19 protein-coding genes are annotated in these 24,375 nt (G+C 40.3%); 12 read left to right on the forward strand and 7 right to left on the reverse strand.

Annotated features, from left to right (window positions below):
* The first annotated feature begins 65 nt into the window (after positions 1-65).
* Together ACJJVX_RS07800 and ACJJVX_RS07805 are read left to right on the forward strand one after the other, a co-directional pair.
* Positions 66-2,027 (forward strand): response regulator, encoded by a 1,962-nt coding sequence (locus ACJJVX_RS07800; protein ID WP_054206176.1) that lies wholly within the window; start codon positions 66-68, stop codon positions 2,025-2,027.
* Between the two features lie 18 nt (positions 2,028-2,045).
* Positions 2,046-2,660 carry a fumarylacetoacetate hydrolase family protein gene (locus ACJJVX_RS07805; RefSeq protein ID WP_054206175.1) on the forward strand — a complete coding sequence of 205 codons (615 nt, stop codon included), beginning with the start codon at positions 2,046-2,048 and terminating at the stop codon, positions 2,658-2,660.
* 77 nt (positions 2,661-2,737) lie between these two features.
* Here ACJJVX_RS07805 and ACJJVX_RS07810 read toward each other — a convergent pair whose 3' ends face one another.
* Both ACJJVX_RS07810 and ACJJVX_RS07815 read right to left on the reverse strand, forming a co-directional pair.
* Entirely contained in the window at positions 2,738-3,790 is a 1,053-nt protein-coding gene (locus tag ACJJVX_RS07810; protein WP_054206174.1) for an aldo/keto reductase, read from the reverse strand.
* Between the two features lie 20 nt (positions 3,791-3,810).
* On the reverse strand, positions 3,811-4,239 hold the full coding sequence (locus ACJJVX_RS07815) for a thioesterase family protein (RefSeq protein ID WP_054206173.1): 429 nt from the start codon (positions 4,237-4,239) through the stop codon (positions 3,811-3,813).
* A 143-nt stretch (positions 4,240-4,382) separates the two neighbouring features.
* Between ACJJVX_RS07815 and ACJJVX_RS07820 the strand changes: the two genes are divergently transcribed.
* The 4 genes from ACJJVX_RS07820 to ACJJVX_RS07835 all read left to right on the forward strand — a co-directional run bounded on the left by ACJJVX_RS07820 (position 4,383) and on the right by ACJJVX_RS07835 (position 9,163).
* Positions 4,383-4,589, forward strand: a complete 207-nt coding sequence (locus ACJJVX_RS07820; RefSeq protein WP_054206172.1) for a hypothetical protein — start codon at positions 4,383-4,385, stop codon at positions 4,587-4,589.
* Positions 4,590-4,653: 64 nt separating this feature from the next.
* Entirely contained in the window at positions 4,654-5,706 is a 1,053-nt protein-coding gene (gene dinB, locus ACJJVX_RS07825; protein ID WP_054206171.1) for a DNA polymerase IV, read from the forward strand.
* A gap of 127 nt (positions 5,707-5,833) precedes the next feature.
* Entirely contained in the window at positions 5,834-7,516 is a 1,683-nt protein-coding gene (locus ACJJVX_RS07830) for a carbon starvation protein A (RefSeq protein ID WP_054455249.1), read from the forward strand.
* 123 nt (positions 7,517-7,639) lie between these two features.
* The gene (locus tag ACJJVX_RS07835; RefSeq protein ID WP_054206169.1) at positions 7,640-9,163 is read left to right on the forward strand and encodes a leucyl aminopeptidase family protein; all 1,524 of its coding nucleotides are present in this window, start codon (positions 7,640-7,642) and stop codon (positions 9,161-9,163) included.
* 93 nt (positions 9,164-9,256) lie between these two features.
* On the opposite strand, the gene ACJJVX_RS07840 is transcribed toward ACJJVX_RS07835, so the two are convergent.
* Positions 9,257-10,894, reverse strand: a complete 1,638-nt coding sequence (locus ACJJVX_RS07840; protein WP_054206168.1) for a methyl-accepting chemotaxis protein — start codon at positions 10,892-10,894, stop codon at positions 9,257-9,259.
* Positions 10,895-11,074: 180 nt separating this feature from the next.
* Positions 11,075-13,300 (reverse strand): S9 family peptidase, encoded by a 2,226-nt coding sequence (locus tag ACJJVX_RS07845; RefSeq protein WP_169326799.1) that lies wholly within the window; start codon positions 13,298-13,300, stop codon positions 11,075-11,077.
* 116 nt (positions 13,301-13,416) lie between these two features.
* Between ACJJVX_RS07845 and ACJJVX_RS07850 the strand changes: the two genes are divergently transcribed.
* Both ACJJVX_RS07850 and ACJJVX_RS07855 read left to right on the forward strand, forming a co-directional pair.
* The gene (locus ACJJVX_RS07850) at positions 13,417-13,812 is read left to right on the forward strand and encodes an HIT domain-containing protein (protein ID WP_054455245.1); all 396 of its coding nucleotides are present in this window, start codon (positions 13,417-13,419) and stop codon (positions 13,810-13,812) included.
* 8 nt (positions 13,813-13,820) lie between these two features.
* Entirely contained in the window at positions 13,821-14,054 is a 234-nt protein-coding gene (locus ACJJVX_RS07855; RefSeq protein WP_054206165.1) for a hypothetical protein, read from the forward strand.
* 111 nt (positions 14,055-14,165) lie between these two features.
* Here ACJJVX_RS07855 and ACJJVX_RS07860 read toward each other — a convergent pair whose 3' ends face one another.
* Positions 14,166-15,854, reverse strand: a complete 1,689-nt coding sequence (locus tag ACJJVX_RS07860) for a dipeptidyl-peptidase 3 family protein (protein WP_054455243.1) — start codon at positions 15,852-15,854, stop codon at positions 14,166-14,168.
* A 283-nt stretch (positions 15,855-16,137) separates the two neighbouring features.
* Here ACJJVX_RS07860 and ACJJVX_RS07865 point away from each other — a divergent pair, with 283 nt between their 5' ends.
* The gene (locus ACJJVX_RS07865) at positions 16,138-16,977 is read left to right on the forward strand and encodes an HDOD domain-containing protein (RefSeq protein ID WP_054206163.1); all 840 of its coding nucleotides are present in this window, start codon (positions 16,138-16,140) and stop codon (positions 16,975-16,977) included.
* A 45-nt stretch (positions 16,978-17,022) separates the two neighbouring features.
* Here the strand turns inward: ACJJVX_RS07865 and rdgC are convergent, their stop codons facing one another.
* On the reverse strand, positions 17,023-17,934 hold the full coding sequence (gene rdgC, locus ACJJVX_RS07870) for a recombination-associated protein RdgC (RefSeq protein ID WP_054206162.1): 912 nt from the start codon (positions 17,932-17,934) through the stop codon (positions 17,023-17,025).
* Between the two features lie 451 nt (positions 17,935-18,385).
* A complete protein-coding gene (locus tag ACJJVX_RS07875) occupies positions 18,386-20,149 on the reverse strand; it encodes a HAMP domain-containing sensor histidine kinase (RefSeq protein WP_054206161.1) in 1,764 nt (587 codons plus the stop codon).
* A gap of 269 nt (positions 20,150-20,418) precedes the next feature.
* On the opposite strand from ACJJVX_RS07875, the gene ACJJVX_RS07880 reads away from it, so the two are divergent.
* The 3 genes from ACJJVX_RS07880 (at position 20,419) to thrB (ending at position 24,366) form a co-directional block, all read left to right on the forward strand.
* Positions 20,419-20,784 carry a response regulator gene (locus ACJJVX_RS07880; protein WP_054206160.1) on the forward strand — a complete coding sequence of 122 codons (366 nt, stop codon included), beginning with the start codon at positions 20,419-20,421 and terminating at the stop codon, positions 20,782-20,784.
* A 228-nt stretch (positions 20,785-21,012) separates the two neighbouring features.
* Positions 21,013-23,430: a bifunctional aspartate kinase/homoserine dehydrogenase I gene (gene thrA, locus ACJJVX_RS07885; protein WP_342883901.1), complete on the forward strand. Its 2,418-nt coding sequence runs from the start codon at positions 21,013-21,015 to the stop codon at positions 23,428-23,430.
* Positions 23,431-23,439: 9 nt separating this feature from the next.
* The gene (gene thrB, locus ACJJVX_RS07890) at positions 23,440-24,366 is read left to right on the forward strand and encodes a homoserine kinase (protein WP_405630917.1); all 927 of its coding nucleotides are present in this window, start codon (positions 23,440-23,442) and stop codon (positions 24,364-24,366) included.
* Positions 24,367-24,375: the final 9 nt, after the last annotated feature.

The following is a 24,375-nucleotide window of genomic DNA, read 5'->3' on the forward strand; positions in this document are numbered from 1 at the left end:
TGAGGTGTTTAGGTTTGAGCCTACTTAGATATGTTTAAGTGGGCTTTTTAGCATAGGGAGATATTATGTTAACTAAAGCAACCAAATTGCTGCTTGTTGAAGATGATGAAGATGATTATATACTCACTTGTGATTATCTAGAGCAGTTAAGTGCGCATACGTTTGACATAGAGTGGATCAGTGATCCTCTGAGTGCTGTTGAAGTACTAAGCAAAAACGAACATGATATTTGCCTCCTTGACTACCGGTTAGGTGCATCAGATGGGTTAACAGTATTAAAACAAGCGGTAGAAAATGGGTTTGCTGGCCCAATAATCATGTTAACGGGGCAATCAGATGATGCGCTAGATTCAGCTGCACTTGATGCCGGAGCCGTTGACTACCTTGTAAAAAATGAGATGAGTAGTAGCCGGTTTGCACGTTCAATTCGTTACGCGTTAGCTCGACGTGATGTTGAAGATGAACGTTTAGAACGATTAAAAGCAGAGGCAGAAAACCGCTCGAAAGATCGCTTTTTAGCGCACTTAAGCCATGAATTACGTACGCCATTATCGTCTATTTTGGGGTACACTGAGTTACTTATGCAAAGTGACTTTAGTGAGCATGCGAATAACGAATTGGGGGTGATTTATCGTAACGGTAAGCACTTACTTAGTTTGTTAAATGATGTGCTTGATTTATCAAAAATAGCTGCAGATAAACTTGAACTCAGCTGCAGTAATGTAAACTTAGATAGCTTAATGGCTGATGTATTTACCTTGATGCGCGTATCGGCGTTGGATAAAGGGTTGTCTCTTCGATTTGAGTCACTGCAACCTCTGCCGTTGATTATTAATATTGATGCGACACGGTTTAGACAAATTCTGATTAATATTGTCAATAATGCTATTAAATTCACTGATGAGGGTGAAATTGTTGTTAGAGCCTGGACCGAGGTGGTTAATAATCGGGAAATGCTATTTTTTAGTATAAAAGATTCAGGAGTTGGTATAGCATCTGAAAAACAAGCCTTAATATTTAAACCATTTGAACAAATTGCGGATGTAGAGTCTAGATCTGTTGGTGGTGCAGGCTTGGGCTTGGCGATATGCTCTGAGTTATTAAGTAGAATGCAAGGAAGCATATCTTTGGAGTCCGCTATTGGTAATGGCTCTAAATTCACTATTTCTCTCTATCCTGGCAATATTGAGGGAGTTGAACGTGAGCTTCTTAAACTTGATTTAACGCCAAATATGCAGCATAAAACCGCGCCATGTCAGGTTACTGGTCGAGTATTAGTGGTTGATGATTTAAGAGATTTACGGGTTTTAGTTGGCCATATGATCTCCTCCGCAGGGGCTAAAGTAGACTATGCGGAACATGGAAAACAAGCGCTTGATAAGGTTAGTAAGGCGCAACAAAATGGCACCCCTTTCGACATTATATTTTTAGATATTCATATGCCAGTTATGGGTGGAAAAGAGGCAACAATAGAGCTCAGGAAAATGGGTTTTAAGGGAGCTATTATTGCTCTGACTGCCGCTACAATGAAAGGAATACACAGTGAGTTATCCGCATTAGGCTTTAATGATGTGATCGGTAAGCCAGTAGATTCAACTTTATTGTATCAGTGTTTGCAAGATAAGCTTATAAATAATAATCAACCCGAAGAAACAGCGATAAAGCATAAAGTAAGTGAAAGTAGTGCACGCTTTTTATTAGTTGAAGATGATGCTGATGCTGCGCAAATAACTCAACTATTACTGGAAAGCTTAGGAGTCGAAACGCTGATCGCATCAAGCTATGCTCATTGTCTTGCGGTTTTAAAAAGTGATAGCCAGTTTGATAAAGTACTGCTTGATATGCATTTACCAGATGGCAGCGGTTTGGAGCTGGCCAGCTATATAAAACAACATTATCCAAAAATACAGCGGGTAATTGTCAGTGGTATGGAGCCAGATCCTGTGAAAATTAAGCAGTTGGAAATAGAACAAGTACTGTTAAAGCCGATTAATTTATCGTTGTTAACAGACCTGATTAATGTTTGACATAAAGGAATATCTTTAATGAATACAATATTGTGTGCTACTGAGTCAATTAGTCCGAATAAAGTTGTTTGTGTAGGACGTAACTTTGCAGCTCATATCGCAGAGCTTGGCAATGAAACGCCCACTGAACTGTTACTTTTTATAAAACCAAATAGCGCAATTAGTACTAATTTAAAAAGCCACCATAACGATGATGAATTGCATTTTGAGACCGAACTGTGTTTTTTAGTACAAAATAATCGCCTTGCGGCAGTTGGAATTGGACTTGATTTAACAAAGCGCGATGTGCAAACACATTTAAAGAGTAAAGGGCTGCCATGGGAGAGAGCTAAAGCATTTGATGGTTCTGCTGTATTTAGTGAGTTTGTGCTAATAGATGACAGTAAAGCCGCATTTAGTTTTAGCTTGAACATCAATGGTCAGGTACAACAACAAGGTGATTGTGAGCTGATGATCACAAAACCAGATGCTATTTTTGCGCAAATTAGTGAGTTTATGACTTTGCAAGATGGCGATATTATAATGACTGGTACGCCTGCAGGTGTCGCAGTGGTAAATGCGGGATCTGAGTTTGTAGCTCAACTGTATTTATCGCAGCAGTTATTATTAGAGCAGCGCTGGTTAGCCGTTTAAATTTACCTTGAGTATAGGACTGAGATGGTTTTAGCATAACAAAAGCCCAATGATTTATTGGGCTTTTTAGTGGCTGTTTAAAATGGCATTGGGTATTGTCTAAAAACAGTGCCTATATCGGTAAGCGCTTGTTCGCTTAGTTCGATATTAAATGCAGCAATGTTATCTTTTAGCTGGGCCATAGTTGTTGCGCCAATAATTGATGACGATACACCATCCACTTGGTCGCACCATGCTAGCGCCAATTGTGCCGCTGACATTTTATATGTTTTAGCGATTTCAACATATTGGCTTATTGCCTGTTGTGATTGTGGGGTATCACGAAATAAGCCATTGCGTTGCATTAGCGTCCAGCGGCTTCCCTCTGGGCGTGCGCCATTAAGGTATTTACCGCTAAGCATGCCGCCAGCCAGCGGTGACCATGGTAGGTATGCAATATCTTCATGAATACATTGCTCTATTAGATAGGGCCAATCTTTTGCGTGGAGTAGGCTAAATTCATTTTGAATAGAGGCCATGCGCGGTAGGTTATGCTCTTCGCTTAAACGTAAAAACTGACTAATGCCCCACGGTGTGTCGTCAGAAAGCCCACAATGCTTGATTTTACCTGCTTTTACACAGTCATTGAGCCCTTCTAAAATATCGAGCATACCGGCAGTGTGCTGCTCTGTATTGGCGTCACTAAAGCGGATCATACCGGGCCATTGTTTACTAAAATGGGGGGATTGTCTGTTTGGCCAATGTAGTTGGTATAAGTCAATTACGTCGGTTTGTAAGCGTTGTAACGAATTATCAACCGCATTAATGATTGCTTGGCGCGTAATGTCGCCGCCATCACGGACCCAAGAAAGACCGTTACCTGCAATTTTAGTTGCCAGTACAATGTCATCACGTTTACTTTTATTACGTGATAACCAGTCGCCAATTATTTGCTCTGTTTTACCGTATGTATCAGGAGTCGGCGGTACGGCATACATTTCAGCCGTATCGATAAAGTTAACGCCTTGCTCTAGAGCATAAGCAATCTGCTCATCCGCATCCGCTTGGGTGTTTTGTACGCCCCAGGTCATGCTTCCTAAGCATACCCGTGACACATTGATACCACTGCGACCTAGTGGGCTATAACGCATAATAAATCCTTATTTTTAATTTAATCTCGTGAATAAGTATGAAGTGCGGCCAATAATGGTTCACTCAATAGCGCTTTTTTACCCGTTTTAAAGTTAAACATGACAACTTGTGAAGAACCTAACGTGGTGACTGCATTTTGCTGTTGGCTAAATACGCTGTAATGCATCATAAAACGATCAGCCTGTATGTCACTAATGGTTACGCCAACCAGTACTGTATCAGGAAATGTTACTGGGCGTTTATACCGTGCATTGTTTTCACTTATTACAGGTCCAATCCCTGTGGTTTGCAAATCTTCTAATAAATTTATTTGATTAAAAAAATCAATGCGGGCAGTTTCGAAGTACCGAAAATAAACGACGTTATTAACATGTTGTAAGGCATCCATTTCACCCCAGGCGACATTAATTTGAGTATGAATAGGGTATTGTTTTATAAATGATTGCATTGACTATGACCCGTAAAAACTAAAAACCTAGGTTAGCAATTGCGTGGCGGTAGCTCAAGATAATTAGAATAATGAGGGAAATGTGCTAAGTTTAATGACTAACGTTGACATAAAGAGTCTAGCTGAATTTAAAGGAGATAATAATGAATATACCTACCAACAAAGCTATAAAATGGTTAGCGCTATTGGCGGTAATTTGTTTAGCCTTCGTGTGTTATGCAATGGGGAATGCCTCAGGCGCAATTGCATTGGTGATCCTTGGTTTTGTACTTGAAGGTGCGTTTTGGTTGTTTGGCAGCCGTTTATTTAATCGTAAGAAATCGTCACAAGAAGAATCATCTCCCTCATGACTTGCTAATAGATCAAAGTTAATCAATAATGACTGTTTATTTATACAGTTGTTTGGTTGGGGAAATGAAAAAGTTTATTCATATCGACATGGATTGCTTTTATGCTGCCGTTGAAATGCGAGACAATCCTGCGCTTGCTAACGTGCCATTAGCGATTGGTGGTAATAGCCGCCGTGGCGTGCTTTCTACAGCAAACTATATAGCGCGTGAGTATGGTGTACGTTCAGCTATGTCAAACTACCGAGCCAAACAATTATGTCCAGATTTAGTGATTGTACCAGGACGAATGCACGTTTATAAACATGCTTCAGAGCAAATACGTGCCGTGTTTCAGCGTTATACAAACCTTATAGAACCTCTCTCTTTAGATGAAGCTTACCTTGATGTTACCGACAGCACGCCATGTCATGGCAGTGCGACTTTAATGGCGCAACAAATACGCGCTGATATTTATGCCGCCACGGGTTTAACTGCATCGGCTGGGATCGCTCCTATTAAATTTATTGCTAAAATTGCCAGTGATGAAAATAAACCAAACGGCCAATTTGTTGTATTACCAGATCAAGTTGATGCGTTTTTAGCTCAGTTACCACTGGGTAAAATACCGGGCGTGGGAAAAGTTACGCTGGAAAAGCTTAATTTAAAAGGGCTATATACAGGCGCCGATGTATGCGCTAAAGGCGTTAATTGGATGCAGCAACATGTGGGGAACTTTGGCGTTTCACTTTATCAAAAATGCGCAGGGCTTCACATTGGCTGTGTATCTACAAATCGTGTGCGTAAATCATTAAGTGTGGAACATACATATGAATATAACAAAACTAATCTACAAGAATGTCTTGAGCAGTTACCGTTATTGTTAGAAGAGTTAACGCGGCGCTTAACTAAGCAAGGTTTAGATCAGCGAATTAGTAAACTGAGTGTTAAAGTAAAGTTTGCCAATTTTGTCGTAACTTCTGCCGATCAAGCCTACCATCAATTAGATAGCAGCATTTTTACCGAGCTATTGAGTAAAGCTTATCAACGTGGTGTACAACAACCCGTTAGGTTACTAGGCATTGGTGTTGGAGTGAAAAGTGAGCCTCAACAGCATGTGCAATTGAGCATATTAGACTAAAGGTTTACAGTCAGCGTTGTTTAAATATTGTTAGTGTAGATGATGGGAGATAAAACATTGTTTTTAAATACGCAATAGTTTGGTTGCTTCCTAATTAATAATAATTTTAACTATAAGAGAGAAGGCTATGCAATCGGTTGTTATTGTACTGCTGGGTATGGTTGGGATGCTTTTTGGCTGGTTTGTTTATTCTAAATTTATCGCCGAGAAGATTTTCAAAATGGATGACAGCTTTGTCACGCCAGCCCATGAACTTGAAGATGGTGTGGACTATGTGCCCACTAATAAAGTCGTCCTTTGGGGACATCACTTTACCTCTGTTGCAGGTGCTGCACCTATTGTTGGTCCTGCTATTGCTGTTTACTGGGGCTGGGTGCCTGCGGTTTTATGGGTTGTTTTTGGAACAATATTCTTTGCGGGTGTGCACGATATGGGCGCACTTTGGGCAAGTGCGCGTAACAAAGGTAAATCAATGGGCGCATTGTCTGAAAGCGTGATTGGTAAGCGTACGCGTGCATTATTCATGATTGTGGTTTTTTTAGTGCTACTAATGGTTAACGCGGTATTTGGGGTGGTGATTGCTAAATCATTTATCAGTAGTCCTAATGCTGTTTTTCCTGCTTGGGCCGCAATTGTAGTGGCATTGGTTATTGGTCAGTTATTGCGTAAAAAAGTATCGCTAATACCGCTTTGCTTTATTGGTGTTGGAATTTTGTATTACACCATTTACCTGGGCAGCAGCATGCCAATTTCATTACCTGATGAATTATTTGGTTTAAGCGCAAATGCTAACTGGATTATAATTTTATTTGCCTATGCTGCAATTGCGTCATTGTTACCTGTATGGATGCTATTACAGCCTCGTGACTTTATTAATGGTATGCAACTGCTTGTAGGTTTAGTGCTGTTATATGGAGCCGTATTTATCTCTATGCCAGACATTACAGCGCCGGCATTTAATACCCAAGTTGCGATGGACACACCCAGTATAATCCCACTGTTATTTGTAACAATCGCGTGTGGCGCGGTATCAGGCTTTCACGGCATTGTGTCATCGGGTACTAGCTCTAAACAGCTTAATAAAGACAAAGATGCCCGCTTTGTGGGTTACTTAGGGGCTGTTGGCGAAGGTATGCTTGCACTTATTACGTTAGTCGCTGTAAGTGGTGTTGCACTGGCTGTATCCCCTGAAGAGTGGCATGAAATATATAGTCACTTAGGAGCTGGCAGTGTAGGTGCATTTGTTAATGGTGGCGCAAACTTAATTGAAAGTGGCTGGGGTATCTCACACGAAATAGCGTCTACTTTACTAGCCGTTATGGTTGTACTTTTTGCTGGTACAACCATGGATTCTGGGGTTCGCTTACAGCGCTATATTATCCAAGAGTGGGGTGATATTTATAATATTAAGATTATAAAAAATGGCGTTATTGCAACGCTGTTAGCTGTCGTTTGCTGCTTGTTATTAGCATTTGGTGCTGGTGGCGCTGATGGAAGTGGCGGTATGATTATTTGGCCATTATTTGGATCAACTAATCAGATTCTTGCAAGCTTAACGTTATTAGTCATTTCTGTGATGCTTATTAAAGCAAACCGTCCAGCTAAGTACACATTGATCCCTATGAGTTTTGTATTAGTGATGGCCTTTTTTGCAGGTGTAATAAAGCTGGGCGAATACTATCAACAAGGTAATTGGTTGCTCGTGACGCTTGATGTTGTGGTATTGGTTATCAGTGTATTAGTGATGCTTGAGGCATGGTCTGTAATTGCTAAGCACCGAGCAGAGAGTAAATCAGCAAGTAGTGAATAGATGATTTATTTTACACTGTAACCACAAGTTGCCAGCGGCGTATTAGCTTGTCTCGCTTTGCTGGCAATGGGTACTTAAATAAATGATAATAAGGTCCTATTTTTTGACAACAGGACCTTTTTTATGGCATATCCTCACGCAGTTGCAGCAGCAACATTTGATGACGCAGCACATGATGCGTTAATTATTATCGGTAATGACTTCTCACACTTAGCTGATAGCTCATTAAGCCAGTCAATTGCAGCGCAGATGGCTGTAGATGCACGCATTGGCAAACAAGTTACCTTATTAGTAATCGATTCTAAGCGCGTTATTTTAGCCCCTACGGGTCCGCTTAATCGTGATTACGACGATGTACGCCGTTATTTTGATGCAGCGAAACTTGCGATTAATGAAGCTAAGGCATCAGGCTGCACGCAGCCTGCTATTTATTTACCGCAAGCAAGTCAAGAAAGCCGTTATCAATATGCCCTTGAAGTTGCTTATTTAGGTGCTTGCCAAGCCTTGTGGCAACCACTTGAAGCGCGTGAGTTTCATGGTCAAAACATTGAACCAATTACTCAAATTACTTTAATTGGTGCAAATGAAAAAACGGCGAAAGCTGTTGATGCCATGGCCGCTGGCCAATATGCGGCTCGCGATCTATGTGGTACCGAGCCTGAGCGTATGGCGCCACCGCGCTTTGCTGACTACTGCGTTGATTTATTCAAAGGCAGTAATGTGAGTGTTGAAGTGATTTCTGATATCGCAAAAATTGATAAAGATTACCCAATGTTAAGTACTGTTGCGCGTGCATCTTATGCCGTTGAGCGTCATCATCCACGCGTGGTTAAACTTGAGTATATTCCGCAAGGTGATGTTACTCGTACGCTGATGTTTGTTGGTAAAGGCTTGGTTTACGATACAGGCGGTGCAGACTTAAAAGTAGGCGGTTACATGGCTGGTATGAGCCGTGATAAAGGTGGTGCAGCTTCTGTTGCTGGCCTTATGAAATCAGTTGCTGATTTTCAGCCTCAAGGCGTAAAAGTAATTGCCTACTTGGCCGTTGTACGTAATTCAATTGGCTCAGATTGTTTTGTACCAGATGAAATAATTACTAGCCGTGAAGGTGTACGTGTACGTATTGGTAATACGGATGCAGAAGGCCGCCTAGCAATGGGGGATTTACTCAGTGAAATGAAAGATTTAGCTAAAGGCGAAGTGAATCCTGAGTTATTCACTGTCGCCACGTTAACAGGCCACGCTGCACGTGCGATGGGCCCTTACAGCGCGTATGTTGAAAATGGACCAGCACGTGCTGCAAATGTGTCGCGCAAGCTAGCTGATTGTGGTGATTTATGGGCTGATGGCGCAGAAGTTTCGCGTAGTCGCCGTGAAGATTATGACTTTATAAAGCCACGTACACTCGCTGATGATGTGCTTTCAAGTAATAATGCAGCTTCAGCTGTCACAGCCCGTGGGCACCAGTTCCCGATGGCATTTTTAGCTGTTGTTGGTGGCCTTGATAAACACGGTACTGATTCTGCAGAGCCAATTCCATACGTTCACATGGATATTGCTGGCAGTGGTGTTGAAGGTGGTGACTGGCAGCATGGTAAACCAACTGCGGCGGGCTTAAGTAGCTTATTCGCACGCTATTGCCTATAACATTCACAATTATACAAAAAAGCCTCGTTTGATAATGTAACGGGGCTTTTTTGTGTCTATTTATTTAGAGGGAGTCCATATAAGAGCCTAGAACTAATCAAGTTTAAATCGGTTAACGACCTCGGTAAGAGCTTGACTGCTGCGCTTTAAGTTATCACTCGCGCCAGAGAGTTGCGATGTGTTAGCTAGAGATTGTTCAGTTGATTGCGATAATTCACCAATGCGTAAATTCACCTCATCTGCAGCACTTGATTGTTGCTCAGTAGCACGAGCGATCTGGCCGTTCATATCGGTGATCACTGATACTAAACGCTCAATCTCACTTAGCGATATGTTGGCTGTTTCTGCTTGCTGCACTGTATTTGTTGATAACTGCCGACTTGCGGTCACGGCATCAACAGCCGCTTGTGCGCCTGTTTGCAGTTTGGCTATCATAGCCTGAATCTCATCGGTACTTTTACCTGTGCGGCTAGCGAGAGTACGAACTTCATCGGCAACCACCGCAAAGCCACGACCTTGCTCTCCTGCGCGAGCTGCTTCAATTGCTGCATTTAAGGCAAGTAAATTGGTTTGTTCAGCAATTCCTCTGATCACATCAAGTACAGAGCCAATATTGTTAGTTTCTTGCGCTAAATCAGCAGTTACTTGGCTGACCGTTTCAATGTTTTTGGATAAAGTTTCGATGGCTTGGATTGTTTTAGCAACCACATTTTTACCGTCAGATGCGTTGCTTGCGGCTTGTGATGCTGCTTGCTCGGCAGCTTCCGCATTACGGCTTACATCATGTATTTGGTGGGTCATTTGCTCCATTGCAGTAGCAACTTGGGTTGAGCTATCGTTTTGTAACTCTATAAATGAGTGGTTTGTTTTACTGGCATCGTCTACGGTGTGAGCATGCTGGTTTACTTCATTTGCATTATGAGCGACTTGCTTGAGTGACTCGCGCATTTTTTTTGTATACAAGTTGAAGTAACGAGATAGGCGTGATACTTCATCATTGCCACTTTCATCCAGTGTTTGGGTTAAGTCGCCTTCACCTTGAGATATGTCTTTCATCATATCGGCTGCAAGCTGCGTAGGACGTAAAATGCTGCGACCAATAAAATAACTTAAACTAATTAACAATATAATAATGATGCTGGCATTAATAATCATTAGGCTTTTTAATGAAGCGAACGACTCATCAATTGTATCGATATACACACCCGATCCAATAATCCATTGCCAAGGCGTAAAGCCTTTTACATAAGCAATTTTATCAACGGGTTTATCTTTACCTGGTTTGGGCCATTTGTAAGGGACATAGCCACTGTCATGTTGTTTTACAATATTAACCATTTCAACAAACAGACGCGTACCATCAGGATCTTTTGTTTCAGATAGCGATTTACCGTTTAACTGTGGTTTTATTGGGTGCATAACCATCGCTGGTTGAAAGTCATTAATCCAGTAGTAGTTACTGTCGTCATAACGCATAGCTGCAATGGTTTCTAGTGCTCTAGCTTGTGCTTGAGATTCGCTCAGAGAGTTATTGAGCTGCAATGAGTGATAATGCACAATAATACTATGGGCAGTCTCGACTAGATTTTTAGTTTTTATATATTGCTCAGTTTTGAGCGAACTATATTGCTGAGCGAGGCTGGTGACACTTAATAGTATTAACCCAACGACTACGACACCGACAAGCATAGCCAAACGCTGAAAAATTGTAAAGCGACGTAGATACGACATAGTACTTCCTTAGTTAGGCCGCAATTATTGCGAGTACTATTAAGCGTAGTAAAAAAAGAGTAGAAATCTAGTTAAGGTATTCTTTTCTTAATCGAATCAAGGGTTTTATAGCGTTTATTATTAAACATAAAAAAGGCTGATTTTGCAATCAGCCTTTAGTTATTAAATTACTAATACGTTTTATTTAACATCAAAATGACGATTAAAGAAGCTGGTAATGGTTTGGTGCAAATGTGTTTGCACATTTTTACCACGAAGGCTGTGTTTTGAGCCTGGGTAGGTCATCATTTCAAACTGCTTTTCGTTATCTTGTAATTGCTTAAATAACTTTGTTGCATGCGTAAACAGCACGTTGTCATCAGCCATACCGTGATAAATCATTAATGGACCTTTTAAGCCATCTGAATATGGGAATACAGCGCTGTCCGTGTAGCCTTTTGCATTAGTGTTTGGGTGGCCTAAATAACGCTCAGTATAGTGAGTATCATATAATGCCCAATCAGTTACTGGCGCGCCCGATACACCTGCTTGAAAGTAATCACCGGCTTTAAACATGGTCATTAGCGCCATGTAGCCGCCGTAGCTGTGACCATAAATACCAATACGTTGTGGGTCTACATAATCAAGCGTTCGTAAAAATTCAACGCCTTTAATTTGGTCTGCCACTTCTACAACACCCAAGTTTTTATAAATAGCGTCTTCAAACTTTTTACCTCGATTGTACGAGCCTCGGTTGTCTAATTGAAAAATGACATAGCCTTGTTGCGCCATATATTGGAAATACAGGTTTTTACTGCGCCAGCTATTAGTAACACGCTGTGCATGGGGACCGCCGTACACATTAACAATAACAGGGTGTTTTTTGCCATTGCTAAGATCACTTGGTTTGAATAAGCGATAATGCATTATTTGGCCATCTTCAGCTTTTAATGTGCCGTATTCTGGCTCAGCAAGGTCAGCTAGGTAAGGTGTAAGAGGGTGGTTTTTATCAAGCTTATTTTCTTCAAGCCACGTAATAAACTCACCGTTTACTTTACGCAATGCAGCAGAGTTTGGTTTATTTACAGACGAGCTATTATCAATAAAGGTTTTGTTGTCTTTTGCCAGTACAACTTTATGGTATGCACCTTGTTCAGTGATACGTTTAATATTACCTTTTTTAAATAATGGTACGCTGTATAAATGACTTTCAAGCGGCGTGTCTTTTCTGCCTGCAAAATACACGACACCTTTTTTCTCATCAACCCCTTTTAGTCCATCTACAACCCATTCGCCATCTGTAATTTGACGAACTAATTTACCGTTGGTACGGTACAAGTATAAATGTTTAAAGCCGTTACGCTCTGATGCCCATACAAAATGTTTTTTATCGTTTAAGAATTGCAGGTCAAAATGCAGGTTGATCCAGGTATCACTGGTCTCGGTCAATGCAACTTTTTGATTCTTGGTCTCGCTGTTATAAAAACGCAGTTCTAGTTTTTGCTGAGAACGATTTTGCCATTGGTAAGCAAGAGTTTTATCATCTTTTAGCCAATTAGCACGGGCGATATAAATATCTTCGTCTTTGCCTAAATCAATCCAATCAACGGCTTGATCATTGAGGGATACGACGCCCAATTGGATTTTAACGTTGTTAGTCCCTGTAAATGGGTAGCGTTGGTTAAACAACTTAACTTCTTCTGCGTAAATTTCGTTACGGATCGCTTCTTTTACTGGGCTTTCGTCAATGCGAGTAAAGGCAATTTTAGATTCATCACCCGACCACCAGTAACCCGTCATACGGCTCATTTCTTCTTGCGCAACAAACTCAGCCATGCCGTTTTTGATTACGCCGCCGCCATCTTTGCTAAGCTGAATTTCTTTACCTGATGTAAGATTTAACGCATACAAGTTTTGTTCACGAATAAAGGATACAAAATTACCTTTAGGCGAAAAGCGTGCGTCCGTTTCAAATGTATCGGTATCGGTTAATTTGCGGCTTTTTGCTGAGGCTAAATCATAGTAATACAAATCACCATTGAGTGGGAAAAGCAGCGCTTTACCATCTTTAGACCATTTATATTCTAATATACCTTTGCCAAAAATACGTTGACGTTCACGGCGTGCTTTTTCTTCATCAGAGAGGTTTTCTGGGCCTGAAAATAACTGTGCAGAGTCAACTAATACACGATTAGATTTATCTTTTAAATTGTATTCCCATAAATCGTAACGGTTGTAGTCATCTACCTTACCTTGCAAGTAAGTAACGCGACTGCCGTCAGGCGAGAATTTAAGTTGTACGGGCGCTTTGCCCGCTAAACTAGGGTCATCAAAGACACGTTCTAACGTCAGTGGTTCGGCCTGGACTGTAATGGCTGTTGCTACTAGAGGTAGCAAGTATGAGAGGTGTTTAATTTTTTTTAACACGTATTTACCTTCGCTCGAATAAAAACTGCAATGATGGTAAAGCCAAGCGTGGGCAACTGCAACTAAATGCTATAAAGTAGCGAAAATGCACTGTGTTTAATTTAAAAGGAATAAAAATGACGGTTGAATTTTCTTTGGCCCCAGAGTTTGTGCGCGATTGTATAGAGGTTGCTGATTGGCCATTGTGCAAAGTGTTGCTAATGAACGACAGCCAATACCCATGGTTTATTTTAGTGCCTCGTCAGGCTGGTTTAAAAGAAAGTATCGATTTGAGTGATGATGATCAAATTCTGCTGATGAAAGAATCAGCGAAACTTAGTCGCTTACTTCAAAGCATATTTAATCCAGATAAACTTAACGTTGCAGCGCTTGGTAATATGGTGCCACAGCTACATATCCACCACATTGCACGTTTTAAAACAGACGTTGCGTGGCCTGCGCCTGTGTGGGGGAAGTTTTCAGCTGTGCCTTATAGTGATGCGCAAATTACACTCTTAAAAGAGCACTTTTAGGTGTTTTAGTGTTGCTTGTTATTTTGGTTGTTTTAATGATGGTAATGCTTGTTGCTAAGTATAAATATTATCAGTTAGTAGAAACGTTTGAACCAGCTATTTGGCAACAACTAGGTTCACCGCGTTGGCTGAAAGTGCCTTTCGTTTTTATTTCAAAACAGGGTAAACAGTATTTATCAGAAATTACTCACCCAAAGGTATGCCAGCGAGAAAAGCAGTATCGGATCACCCTTATTTGTTAATCACAGTGTTAACTATCAGCATGCTTTATTTTAAGTATGTGTAACAACGCAACTTGAGTTCTGGTTAAATATAAAACCGCCGCAGCGGTTTTATATTTACAAAGCCTAGGTTTAGTTTAACCCTAATACAGCTTTACCTTGTTTAAAGGTTACATCTACCGGGATATTTGCTTGGCTGAGTTTTTCTAAGTCTTTAGCAAGCTCAGTTTTGATATCACCGTGGGTCGCAATTAGCTGGTCCACTTTTTGGTAATCACCATCACCTTGCAGAGTTAAAATTAAGCTAGATAATTTGGCCATCGCCAGGCCCATTTTTTCCATGTTTACGCTATAAAGACCTTGCTCGTTTTTAGAAAATGCACCTTCTTGGGCGAAAAAGTTAAAACGGATCATATTGGCTTTACCGTGAGCGCTTGATGCACCAAAGCGTACTGAGCGGAAGATGCCAGCCATAAAGGTTGTGTAATAATCTTCTAAAGTCCCTTCAGTGATTTCGCCTTTTTTAAGTAACTGTTCAACCATATACAAACCTAGTATATCGGCTTTACCTTCTTCTAATGCGCTGGCGTGTTCTTGCAATGATTGGCGTACAGTGCCTTTATTTGTGATGGTGTTTTTTATGCCCAAACCATGTGCTACTTCATGGAACATTGTATTAGCAAAAAATGCATCAAAAGTAATGTGTTTACGCTGCTCAGGCACAATGAGTTGCTGTGCAATTGGTACTAAGATTTTGTCGAATTTTGCACGCATTGCATTTTTAAGTTGCAGGCGACGCGTGCCTTTTTCTAGTTGCACTTGTTCGTCATTTGGTAAATTGATAGCAATTGTTTTACTGCCCGCATTGGAGTGGCCTGCGTAGTAAACAACGTCGTAGGCATTTAAGTCCGCGTCAGAGCCGGGTACTTCTTGCTTGTATTTAGCATCAACGGGTAAATCTTTTTGTAACTCAGGTAAAAATGCGGCAAATTTTGCTAGACGCTCAGACCATGCTAAATCTTTAACTAATACGTAAGACTCAAACGCTGCGCGAGAGCCAAATAATTGGTCTTCGTAGGTTTCAATTGGGCCGATAACGACATCAATCGGGTTATTCTTCATGTCCATCCAAGCAAAATCTGATGCTTGGTATTCATCATTTAAAAGGGCATCCGCACGTAAGTTGAGGTAGTTTGCAAATTCTTTGTCATCTGCAAGTTTACTTGCTTCACGTAATAAAGACGCTGTTTTTTCAAGTGCTTGTGCATACTCAATAGAGTAAGCGACGCTGTATAGCTTGCCATTTTCATCACGTTTAATGATTGAGTACAGGCCATTTTTGTCTGTAACGCTTGAGTTATTAAGCTCTTCTTTGGTCATATCGGCTGGGTAAAACTGTGCACCAGCACTCTTTTCTTCATAGCCAGATAGAAATACTTGGTCACCATTTAAACGATCCCATGGGCCATAGTTTATATCAGCAAATTTTTGTACTTTTGGGTCGTTTATTTTAGCTAAAAATACGGCTTTATCTTCACCAAAGGCTTGGCGCCAAAAAAGGTCATCCATAATTTTAGATGCATCAATTAGCTTTGCTACCATGGCTTGTTGATTTGTACTAAGGTGAGATAAGTCTGTGGTAAGCGTGAAATCAGTGTAGATATCTAAGCGATTTTCCTCAGCGTTAACTAACTGTGTTACATCAGCATGTGTTGTTTTAGTTTTTTCTGCTGTTTGTGTGGTTGTTGCTTGCTCAGAACATGCACCAATAAAAACGCTACTGGCGAGAATAAGTGCTTGGCTAATTTTATTGAGAGTCATTATGTTGCCCATTAAAAGTGTGTTTAATTTTTGTCTCTGCTAAAAGGAGACTAACGCTTACTTGTTATGTCAGCATTAAAGCAAACCTTGAGCGTAAATAGCAAGCTTACCGAATCATTCGCCGTTACTTCTGAAAGAGTAAAACCGCTAGAATAAATAAATTAAGATAATTTCTTTGTTTTTTCTTAACTTTAGCGGCAAGTTAGACAATACTGTATCTATAATAAACAAACATTCCATGGTTTAGATATATTAAAAACCAATACAGAAGGATGGCACATCTATGTCAACAGAAAACGCACTACTGACCATTTTGGTCGATCGAATAAATAATGACACCTTGGTTTTACCAACTTTGCCAGAGATTGCTGTACGTGTTCGTCAAGCTGCAGATAATCCGGATGTAAATTTAGCGCAAATGGCTGATGTAATATCTCATGATCCCGCTTTGGCTGCGCGGATGATAAAGGTTGCAAATAGTGCGTTTATGGGGCGTTCGGTTAAGGTTTCTAATATCAATCAGGCCGTTACTCGCATTGGTTTAAGACAAATTAAAAATATTGCGACAGCAATGGCAATGGAACAACTGTTTGTTTCAAACAATGAATTAATAAAAGGTTACATGGATAAAGCATGGCAAAAAACCTTAAAAGTTGCATGTCATTCAATTACGCTAATGGAGTTTTTTCTTAAAGAGAATAAGCAAACGTCATTAAATCGCGATACGATTACATTAGCGTCATTAGTTTATAATATTGGTGTATTGCCTATTTTAACAGAAGCTGAGCGTCACCCTGAAGTATTTGCTAATCCGAGTTTTTTAGCTCATGCAATCCAAAAACTCAGTGGTAAAGTCGGTGGTGCTATTATGCGCGCATGGGATTTTACAGATGAATTTGTTGAAGTGTCAGAAAGTTGGGCAAATCCTAATTATCGACCTGAAAACATAAGCTATGTAGATTTTATTCGCATTGGTGCGATCATGGAAGGGATTTTACAAGTGTCTGATAAATCAGCTGCTTTACAAATGTATATTGATAAAGGTGTTATTTCATCAACTGATATTTTCTCAAGTGATGACTATTATAAAATGCTTGATGATGTGAAATCTGTATTTAGTTAATTATTACGAAAAAAGCGCCTCGGCGCTTTTTTTGAAAATCAAACTCTAGGCTAAGTCTTCAACGTCGCCTAAACCTTGTGTTAGTTCTTCTAGTAGTAATTTAATTTCTTCTGAAGCAAGAATAAAATCAGCGTCTAGTTTTACTAACATATCTTCTTTTGGTATATCAGCATTTTCTTCTTTGAGTGTATCTGAGTAGCTTAAGCGTTTAATTGAACCGTCATTTTGTAACATGAATTTAAGACGTTCTTGCCAATCAAGCGCAAGCTTAGTGACACGCTTACCACTTTCTAAGTGTGATTTTACTTCATCACATGCAAGGTCGTGGCCTTTAAGTTTAACTTGTGCACCACTGTCATCAGCTTCTTCTAACTCGGCGTCTGAGCCAATTGCAAAGCCCTCAGGCGTACTAAAGTTGGTTAGCCAGTCAGTTAAAAACACATCTAAGTCATAGTTAGCAAAAGCAGGGACGACAGGTAATGTACCCAGAGACTTGCGAAGTAATGCTAATAGCTCTTCAGCTTTATTGAAACTGCCGCTGTTAACGACTACCCAACCATTTTCTTGGTCGATAAAGGCAAACTGTAAGCTCGATTTTTTAAATGCTTGCGGCAATAAGCTATGCAGGATATTTTCTTTGAGCTCATCTTTCTCTTTTTTCTTAACTGGGCGATTTTCTTCAGCTTCGATCAGCTCAATTTTTTCTGCAACCATATCGTTGATCACAGCGGCCGGAAGTACTTTTTCTTCACGCTTAGCGCAGACTAAAATACTTTTTTGCGAAAAGTGAGAAAGGGTATCCCCGTGCTTACCAAAGGCTTTGGTCCAGCCAAATGTGCTTAAATCTTGGCTACCGCAAGGGCGAAATAGGTCCTGCTCTAACGCTTTGTCAAAGTCTTCTTGAGTATACGAAACGTCTTGTTTAAAGCGATAACAAATAAGGTTACTAAACCACATAGGTTGATTGATCCAATTGGTAAATTTGTTCAATCATAGCAATAAAAATCGGATGTCGAAATGACTGATTTAGCTAATGCTTAGCAATTGAGCAAAGCATTAGCTAAATATAAGAAGAAGTAACTTAAAAGGGTTTTAACTGAGGCCAGTTGACTTTTTAGGATTGAAATATGTTCAATCTACAGGCGATTTAATCTCAGTATGAGGTTTAACGGGCTAAGTAAAATAGAGCAAAGCTTCCTCGTTTGCTCATTTCCTTTACCTACATCCATTTAGGTAACAAAGAGTTAATCGCCTCTAGGAAGAACCCTTTGGGCAGCGCATGTTTGGAATTTATACTGCGTCGTTATCGCCTATTTATAAGGAACAACCACACAGCATAGGCGCTGCCTAGCCTAAATACCAAACATACTGGTGTAAAATTAATCACAAAAGGTCAACACGCCCTAATCTAATTACTAAAAATTGACAGTGGCTTTGGCATGTTTTTGGGGAAACTGATCACATAGCTTAAGCCATTACCCGGTGAGCTTGTTGCATCAATTTCACCACTGAGAGTCTGTTTTACTAAATTAAATGTAATGTGGGTACCTAAGCCGCTGCCACCTTGTTCACGTTTTGTTGTAAAGAAAGGGTCGAAAAGTTTTTCGAGTTGCTGTTCTGTAACGCCATTGCCGTTATCGTTAAAGTTGATAATTACATTATCGTCATCATCTTTAATATCAATATTAATAACGCCATTTGTAATGCCTTCAAACCCATGGATCAGGGAGTTCATTATTAAGTTTGTAAAAATTTGGCTGATCGCGCCTGCGGGTAAATTCAAGGTCAAGCTTTCTGGGCAATCTAAATTAATATGATGCGTGGTATTTTTAATTTTAGGATGCAAAGAGCGGATCACTTCACCTAAATACTCTTTAAAATTAATCGTCCTAACAGCTTCACTGGCTTGATCCACCGCGATTTGTTTAAAACTAGCCACTAATTCAGATGCGCGATCTAAATTAGTGGTTAATAAACTGGTGCTTTGCTTGGCATCATTAATGAACTCTTCAAGTGCTTTTGGCGAGAGGGTTTTATTTTTATATGCATTTTCGATTTGTAATAACCGTTCTTGTAAAAAAGACGTGGCGGTTACACCAATCCCCACTGGTGTATTGATATCATGCGTGATCCCGGCAACTAAACCACCTAGCGCGGCCATTTTTTCAGAGCCTACTAGGCGCTCCTGAGCCATATTTAGTTCATCTACATAACGCTGTAATTCTGTTTGTTTGGTAAGTAACTCATGCTCGGTATGACGACGTAGATCAATTTCTTCGGTAAGTGTTAACTTTTGCTTTTCGAGTTCATATTTTTGCTGCTGTAAATCCATCATTGCTTGACTCAGGTTTGAAGTTTTACGTGCAACTTCTTGTTCAAGTTGTAGATTTTGCTGATCAAGTTTTTCGTTACTTAGAATGAGTTCTTTTTGTGTATGCTCGAGTTCTTGGCGATACTGCACAACTTTATCAATGAGTTTATTAAATGATTGCTCCATTACTTTTAGTTCATTGTGTTCTGTTGTTTCTATTTCAATATGTTGGCCTTCAAGATCGTTGAGTTCAAGGTCTTCAATTTGCTCTGTCAATTGCGCAAGTGGTTCGGTAAGCAATTTTCTAAATGCCATTAAAAACAAGATGATCAAAAAGGTTGTTTTGATCATTGCGTTGCCAATTAGAAAATAAATTGACAGCATAATACGGCTAAATACAACTTCGCGGCTGGAAAATAAAGTCACGTCGCCTACTTGCGTGGCTCGGCCTGAAAACTCAAAAATTAATGGGAAAGTGTACCCAAATAAACCGGATGGGGTGTCTTCAATAATTGCTTCTTCTTGAACCAGCTGCTGGCTGTATAATTCTCGGATATCAAGAGAACGACCTAATTGAGAAATAATCTCGCCGCTATCGTCACGCACTATAATGCCTTCAATCATAGGAATAGCGAGTAAACCTTCGGCTGTGGTGATTGTTTGTTTAGTGTTTAGCTCCCAGATAGCACGCGTTAAACTGCGACTAAATGTTTTTTGTAGCGTAGTCAGTTCATCACGAATGTAATCTTTAGTATTTACATATTCAGCAATTACTTGTCCGCATGTGACAACAAAAGTCAGCAAAAAATAGACGGATAAAACGCTTGTTAGCAGCTTTTTAGATAGGCTTTTTTGTAGCATGGATTTCCCATAGCTCCTTTATTCATCATTTAATACCCAAGCAGCGAGTACATTCATCTGTAAAGTTAGCTAATAAACGCCTAAAAATAAATAAAATAATCTACTTTTCCTCAACAAATTTATTCATTTTTCTTTTTTTAGCAAAAACTTATGTTTATTTCACAGGAATGATTGTGTTATAAAATCACTATATTGCTGTTAGAGTAATGTTTCTTAGTTACTGAGAACCCACCCGTCATTTATAACCATGTGAGCTAGTAGTTAATAGTATGAATTTCTCTGTATTAGTATGTGATGATTCAACAGTAGCACGTAAACAAGTCGTGCGATGTATAAATGAATGCCTAAGCGCAAATATTATGCAGGCAAAAAATGGCCGAGAGGCATTGGAATTAATGCAAATTCATAGCTTTGATTTATTGTGTCTTGATTTAACTATGCCAGAAGTTGACGGTGTTCAGGTGCTTGAGTGCATTAAACAAAGCAGTATTGAATGTTTTGTTCTCGTTATATCTGCGGATATTCAGGCTGAAATGAAACAGCGAGTCGCTAATTTAGGGGCTATCGATTTTATAAATAAGCCAATAGATAAAGTAAGGCTTAATGAAATATTGCATAAATTTGGCATTCATTAGAGCTCTTTATAACCAAATGGCATAATTTATCTTTTAATGTGGGGTTGACAGAATAGCCTTGTTTAAGGCAGTCTAAAGGCTATGAAAATAAATACAAACGTACTGACCATTATTATTACAACCACCATTCTTACTGGATAGTGGCATAGGTCGGTGCAACAAATTTAAAGGCCTGTGTTCACAACGAACACAGGCCTTTTTTCGTTTTATGGGATGAGGAACATAAAAATGCGAGTATTAAAATTTGGCGGGTCATCACTTGCCGACTTGGCATGTTTACAGCAGGTAGCTCAGTTAGTTAAAGCACAGTTAAAAGATGAAATGTTATTGGTACTTTCAGCGCCAGGTGGAATGACTGATTCGTTAGTCGCACTTGCAAGTAGCGCTGAACAGGGATTTGATTATAGCGAACAGTGGGATGCACTCGCGTCTCGTTGTGACAGCTTAAAAGTAGCTGTTGAAGCTGAATGTGGGCAAGTACAAAATTGGCCTGATTTAGATGAGCTGAAAAATAAACTTGCTGGTGTCAAATTAATCCAATGCTGTCCTGATCAGGTTCGTGCTTATATTATTAGTTTTGGTGAGCGCGTGAGTGTGGCACTGATGCAGTGTTTGCTAAGCTCGCACAACGCTCGTTACCTTGAAGCAACTGATTGCATCGCATCAACCAATGGCCACATTGATGCGGAAGCTGATTTAGTAGCGAGCAAAATTCGCTTCCAAGCGGCTTTAAAAGTGAGCCCTGCAACTATTTATATTATGCCGGGTTTTACAGCTAGCAATGAACAAGGTCAGTTAACTACACTCGGGCGCAATGGTTCTGATTATTCAGCCGCAATTGCAGCAGCGTGTTTAGAAGCAGAAGTTTGCCAAATCTGGACTGACGTGGACGGCGTATACAGTGCAGATCCTCGTTATATCAAAAAAGCCACTAAGGTTGATTTTTTATCATATAAAGAAGCGATGGAGCTTTCTTACTTTGGTGCCAAAGTTCTTCATCCTAAAACAATTTTACCGTGTGCTAAAGCGGGCGTGCCATGTGAAATTAAAAATACTCATAACCCAGAGGCGCAAGGCTCATTGATCAGTAACGATAATGTATCATCGGAGCCAGTTAAAGCGTTATCCAGTTTACAAAACCTTGCGATGCTAACAGTTTCAGGCCCTGGCATGAAAGGTAAGGTAGGCATGGCATCAAAAGTATTTAATGCCCTTGCTCATGATAATGTATCGATTGTACTTATTACTCAGTCGTCATGTGAATTTAGTATTAGCTTTTGTGTCCATGAATCGGACTTACCATTAGCGCTTGATGCACTGCAAACAGCGTTTGAGCTTGAATCACAAGCAGGGCTTATTGAGCCTGTGCAAGTACAACGTAACTTAGCCATTGTTACGTTAGTGGGTGATAATATGCGTGCTCATAAAGGCTTGGCCGCTAAGTTTTTTGCATCGCTTGCTCAAGCGCAAGTGAATATTGTTGCTATTGCACAAGATTCAACTGAAAGTGCTATTTCCGCGGTGATCGACGGTGAACTGTGTAATGATGCTGTAAAAGTGTGTCACGAAAATTTCTTTACTCATATCCCATCAATTGACGTGTTTTTATTAGGCTGCGGCTTAGTTGGTCAAGAACTTATAAAGCAATTAGAGCGCCAGCAAACGTGGCTGGAAAAGCGCAATATTAAGTTAAATCTATACGGTGTTGCTAACTCTCGTCAATTACACCTAGATGGCGAAGGTATTGCTTTTGATGATTGGCAGCAAAAATTAGCCGCATCTGAACAAGCTTTTGATTTAAAACTGGTTGAGCAATTTGTTAGGCAAAACCATTTAATCAACCCAGTATTAGTTGATTGCACCTCATCAGATGCACTGGCTGCGCAATACGTTGACTTTTTAAATGCGGGTTTTCACGTTGTGGCTGCAAATAAAAAAGCGACAACGAGTTCATATGCTTATTACCAAGACCTGATTGCAGCAACCCAAAAGAATAACCGTAAGTTTTTATACGAAACAAATGTAGGAGCAGGGCTTCCGGTAATAGATAACTTACAATCGCTGTTTGGTGCAGGCGATGAGTTGCTTGAGTTCAGTGGTATTTTATCTGGTTCATTGTCTTATATATTCGGTGCCTTGCAAGATGGTTTATCGTTATCTGAAGCAACCATTAAAGCAAAAGAGAGTGGTTTTACTGAGCCAGACCCTAGAGATGATTTATCGGGAACAGATGTTGCGCGTAAATTACTGATCATTGCCCGTGAGGCTGGTATGAAGTTAGAGCTTAGTGATATTGAAGTTGAATCGGTCCTGCCTGTTGGTTTTGCACAAGGTGATGATGTTGCAGAGTTTATGGCTAAACTACCGAGTTTAGATGCCGCATTTAGTGATCGCATTCAAAGTGCAGCCAGTGAAGGTAAAGTATTGCGTTATGTGGGCACAATCAATGCGGGTCACTGCAAAGTAGGTATTGAAGCGGTTGATACAAAACATGCATTGGCAGTTATTCGTGATGGTGAAAATGCCTTAGCAATCTTGAGTGAATATTACCAACCACGTCCATTTGTAATTCGTGGTTATGGTGCAGGATCTGCAGTGACTGCTGCGGGTGTATTTGCTGATATCTTAAAAACGTTATCGCGCTAGGAGGGGACAATGATTGAAGTATATGCTCCAGCGTCTATTGGGAATTTTGCCGTTGGTTTTGATTCATTGGGCGCTGCACTTGCGCCTATTGATGGCACATTATTAGGCGACATTGTTGCAGTAAGTCCTGCAACAAGAGATGGGTTTATTTGCTCGGGCGAGTATGCACATAAATTGCCAAGTGACGCTAATGAAAACTTAGCGTATCAGTGTTTAGTGCATTTTCGTACACATGTTGCGCCAAGTATGCCATGCGTAAAATTAGAGCTTAAAAAGAATTTACCGATTGGTTCAGGGCTCGGTTCTAGTGCGTGCTCAGTCGTAGCGACCTTTGCGGCACTTGATCAATTTGCAGGCACTGCGCTTAGCCAAGTAGAGCTGATTGAATTAATGGCTGATTTTGAAGCTATTGTAAGTGGTGGTCGTCATTACGATAACATCACACCTTGTTACTTAGGTGGTTTACAGTTGACGGGTGATTTGATCCCAGATAAGTCGATTAGCTTACCGGTAGATAAAAACTGGTACTACGTAGCCGCTTTTCCTGGTTTTTCGCTTAATACCGCAAAAGCGCGTTCAGTACTACCAAGGCAGCTAAGCATGCATGCCAGTGTTGAATTTGCACAGCGCTTATCAGCGTTTAGTACATTGTTGTTAACCGGTCGTTTTGATAACGCGTTATCAATTATGAGTGATGAAATAGCAGAACCATATCGCGCACCGCTTATTACCGGGTTTAGTGAAGCGAAAGCGGCACTGCCGGAGCTAGGTGCTGAAATAGTCAGTATTTCTGGTGCAGGCCCTACTTTATTTACCGTGTGTAAAACGCTTGAAGCTGCACAGCAATGCGCACAGTGGCTTGAACAAAATTATATCAATGAACAAGGCTTTTGCCACATTTGTAAGCTTGATAACGCCGGCACGCGTCAGTTATAAGAATTTAAG

Origin of the sequence: Pseudoalteromonas sp. Ld20 (assembly GCF_045064175.1) — a bacterium.
Lineage (GTDB): Bacteria > Pseudomonadota > Gammaproteobacteria > Enterobacterales > Alteromonadaceae > Pseudoalteromonas > Pseudoalteromonas neustonica.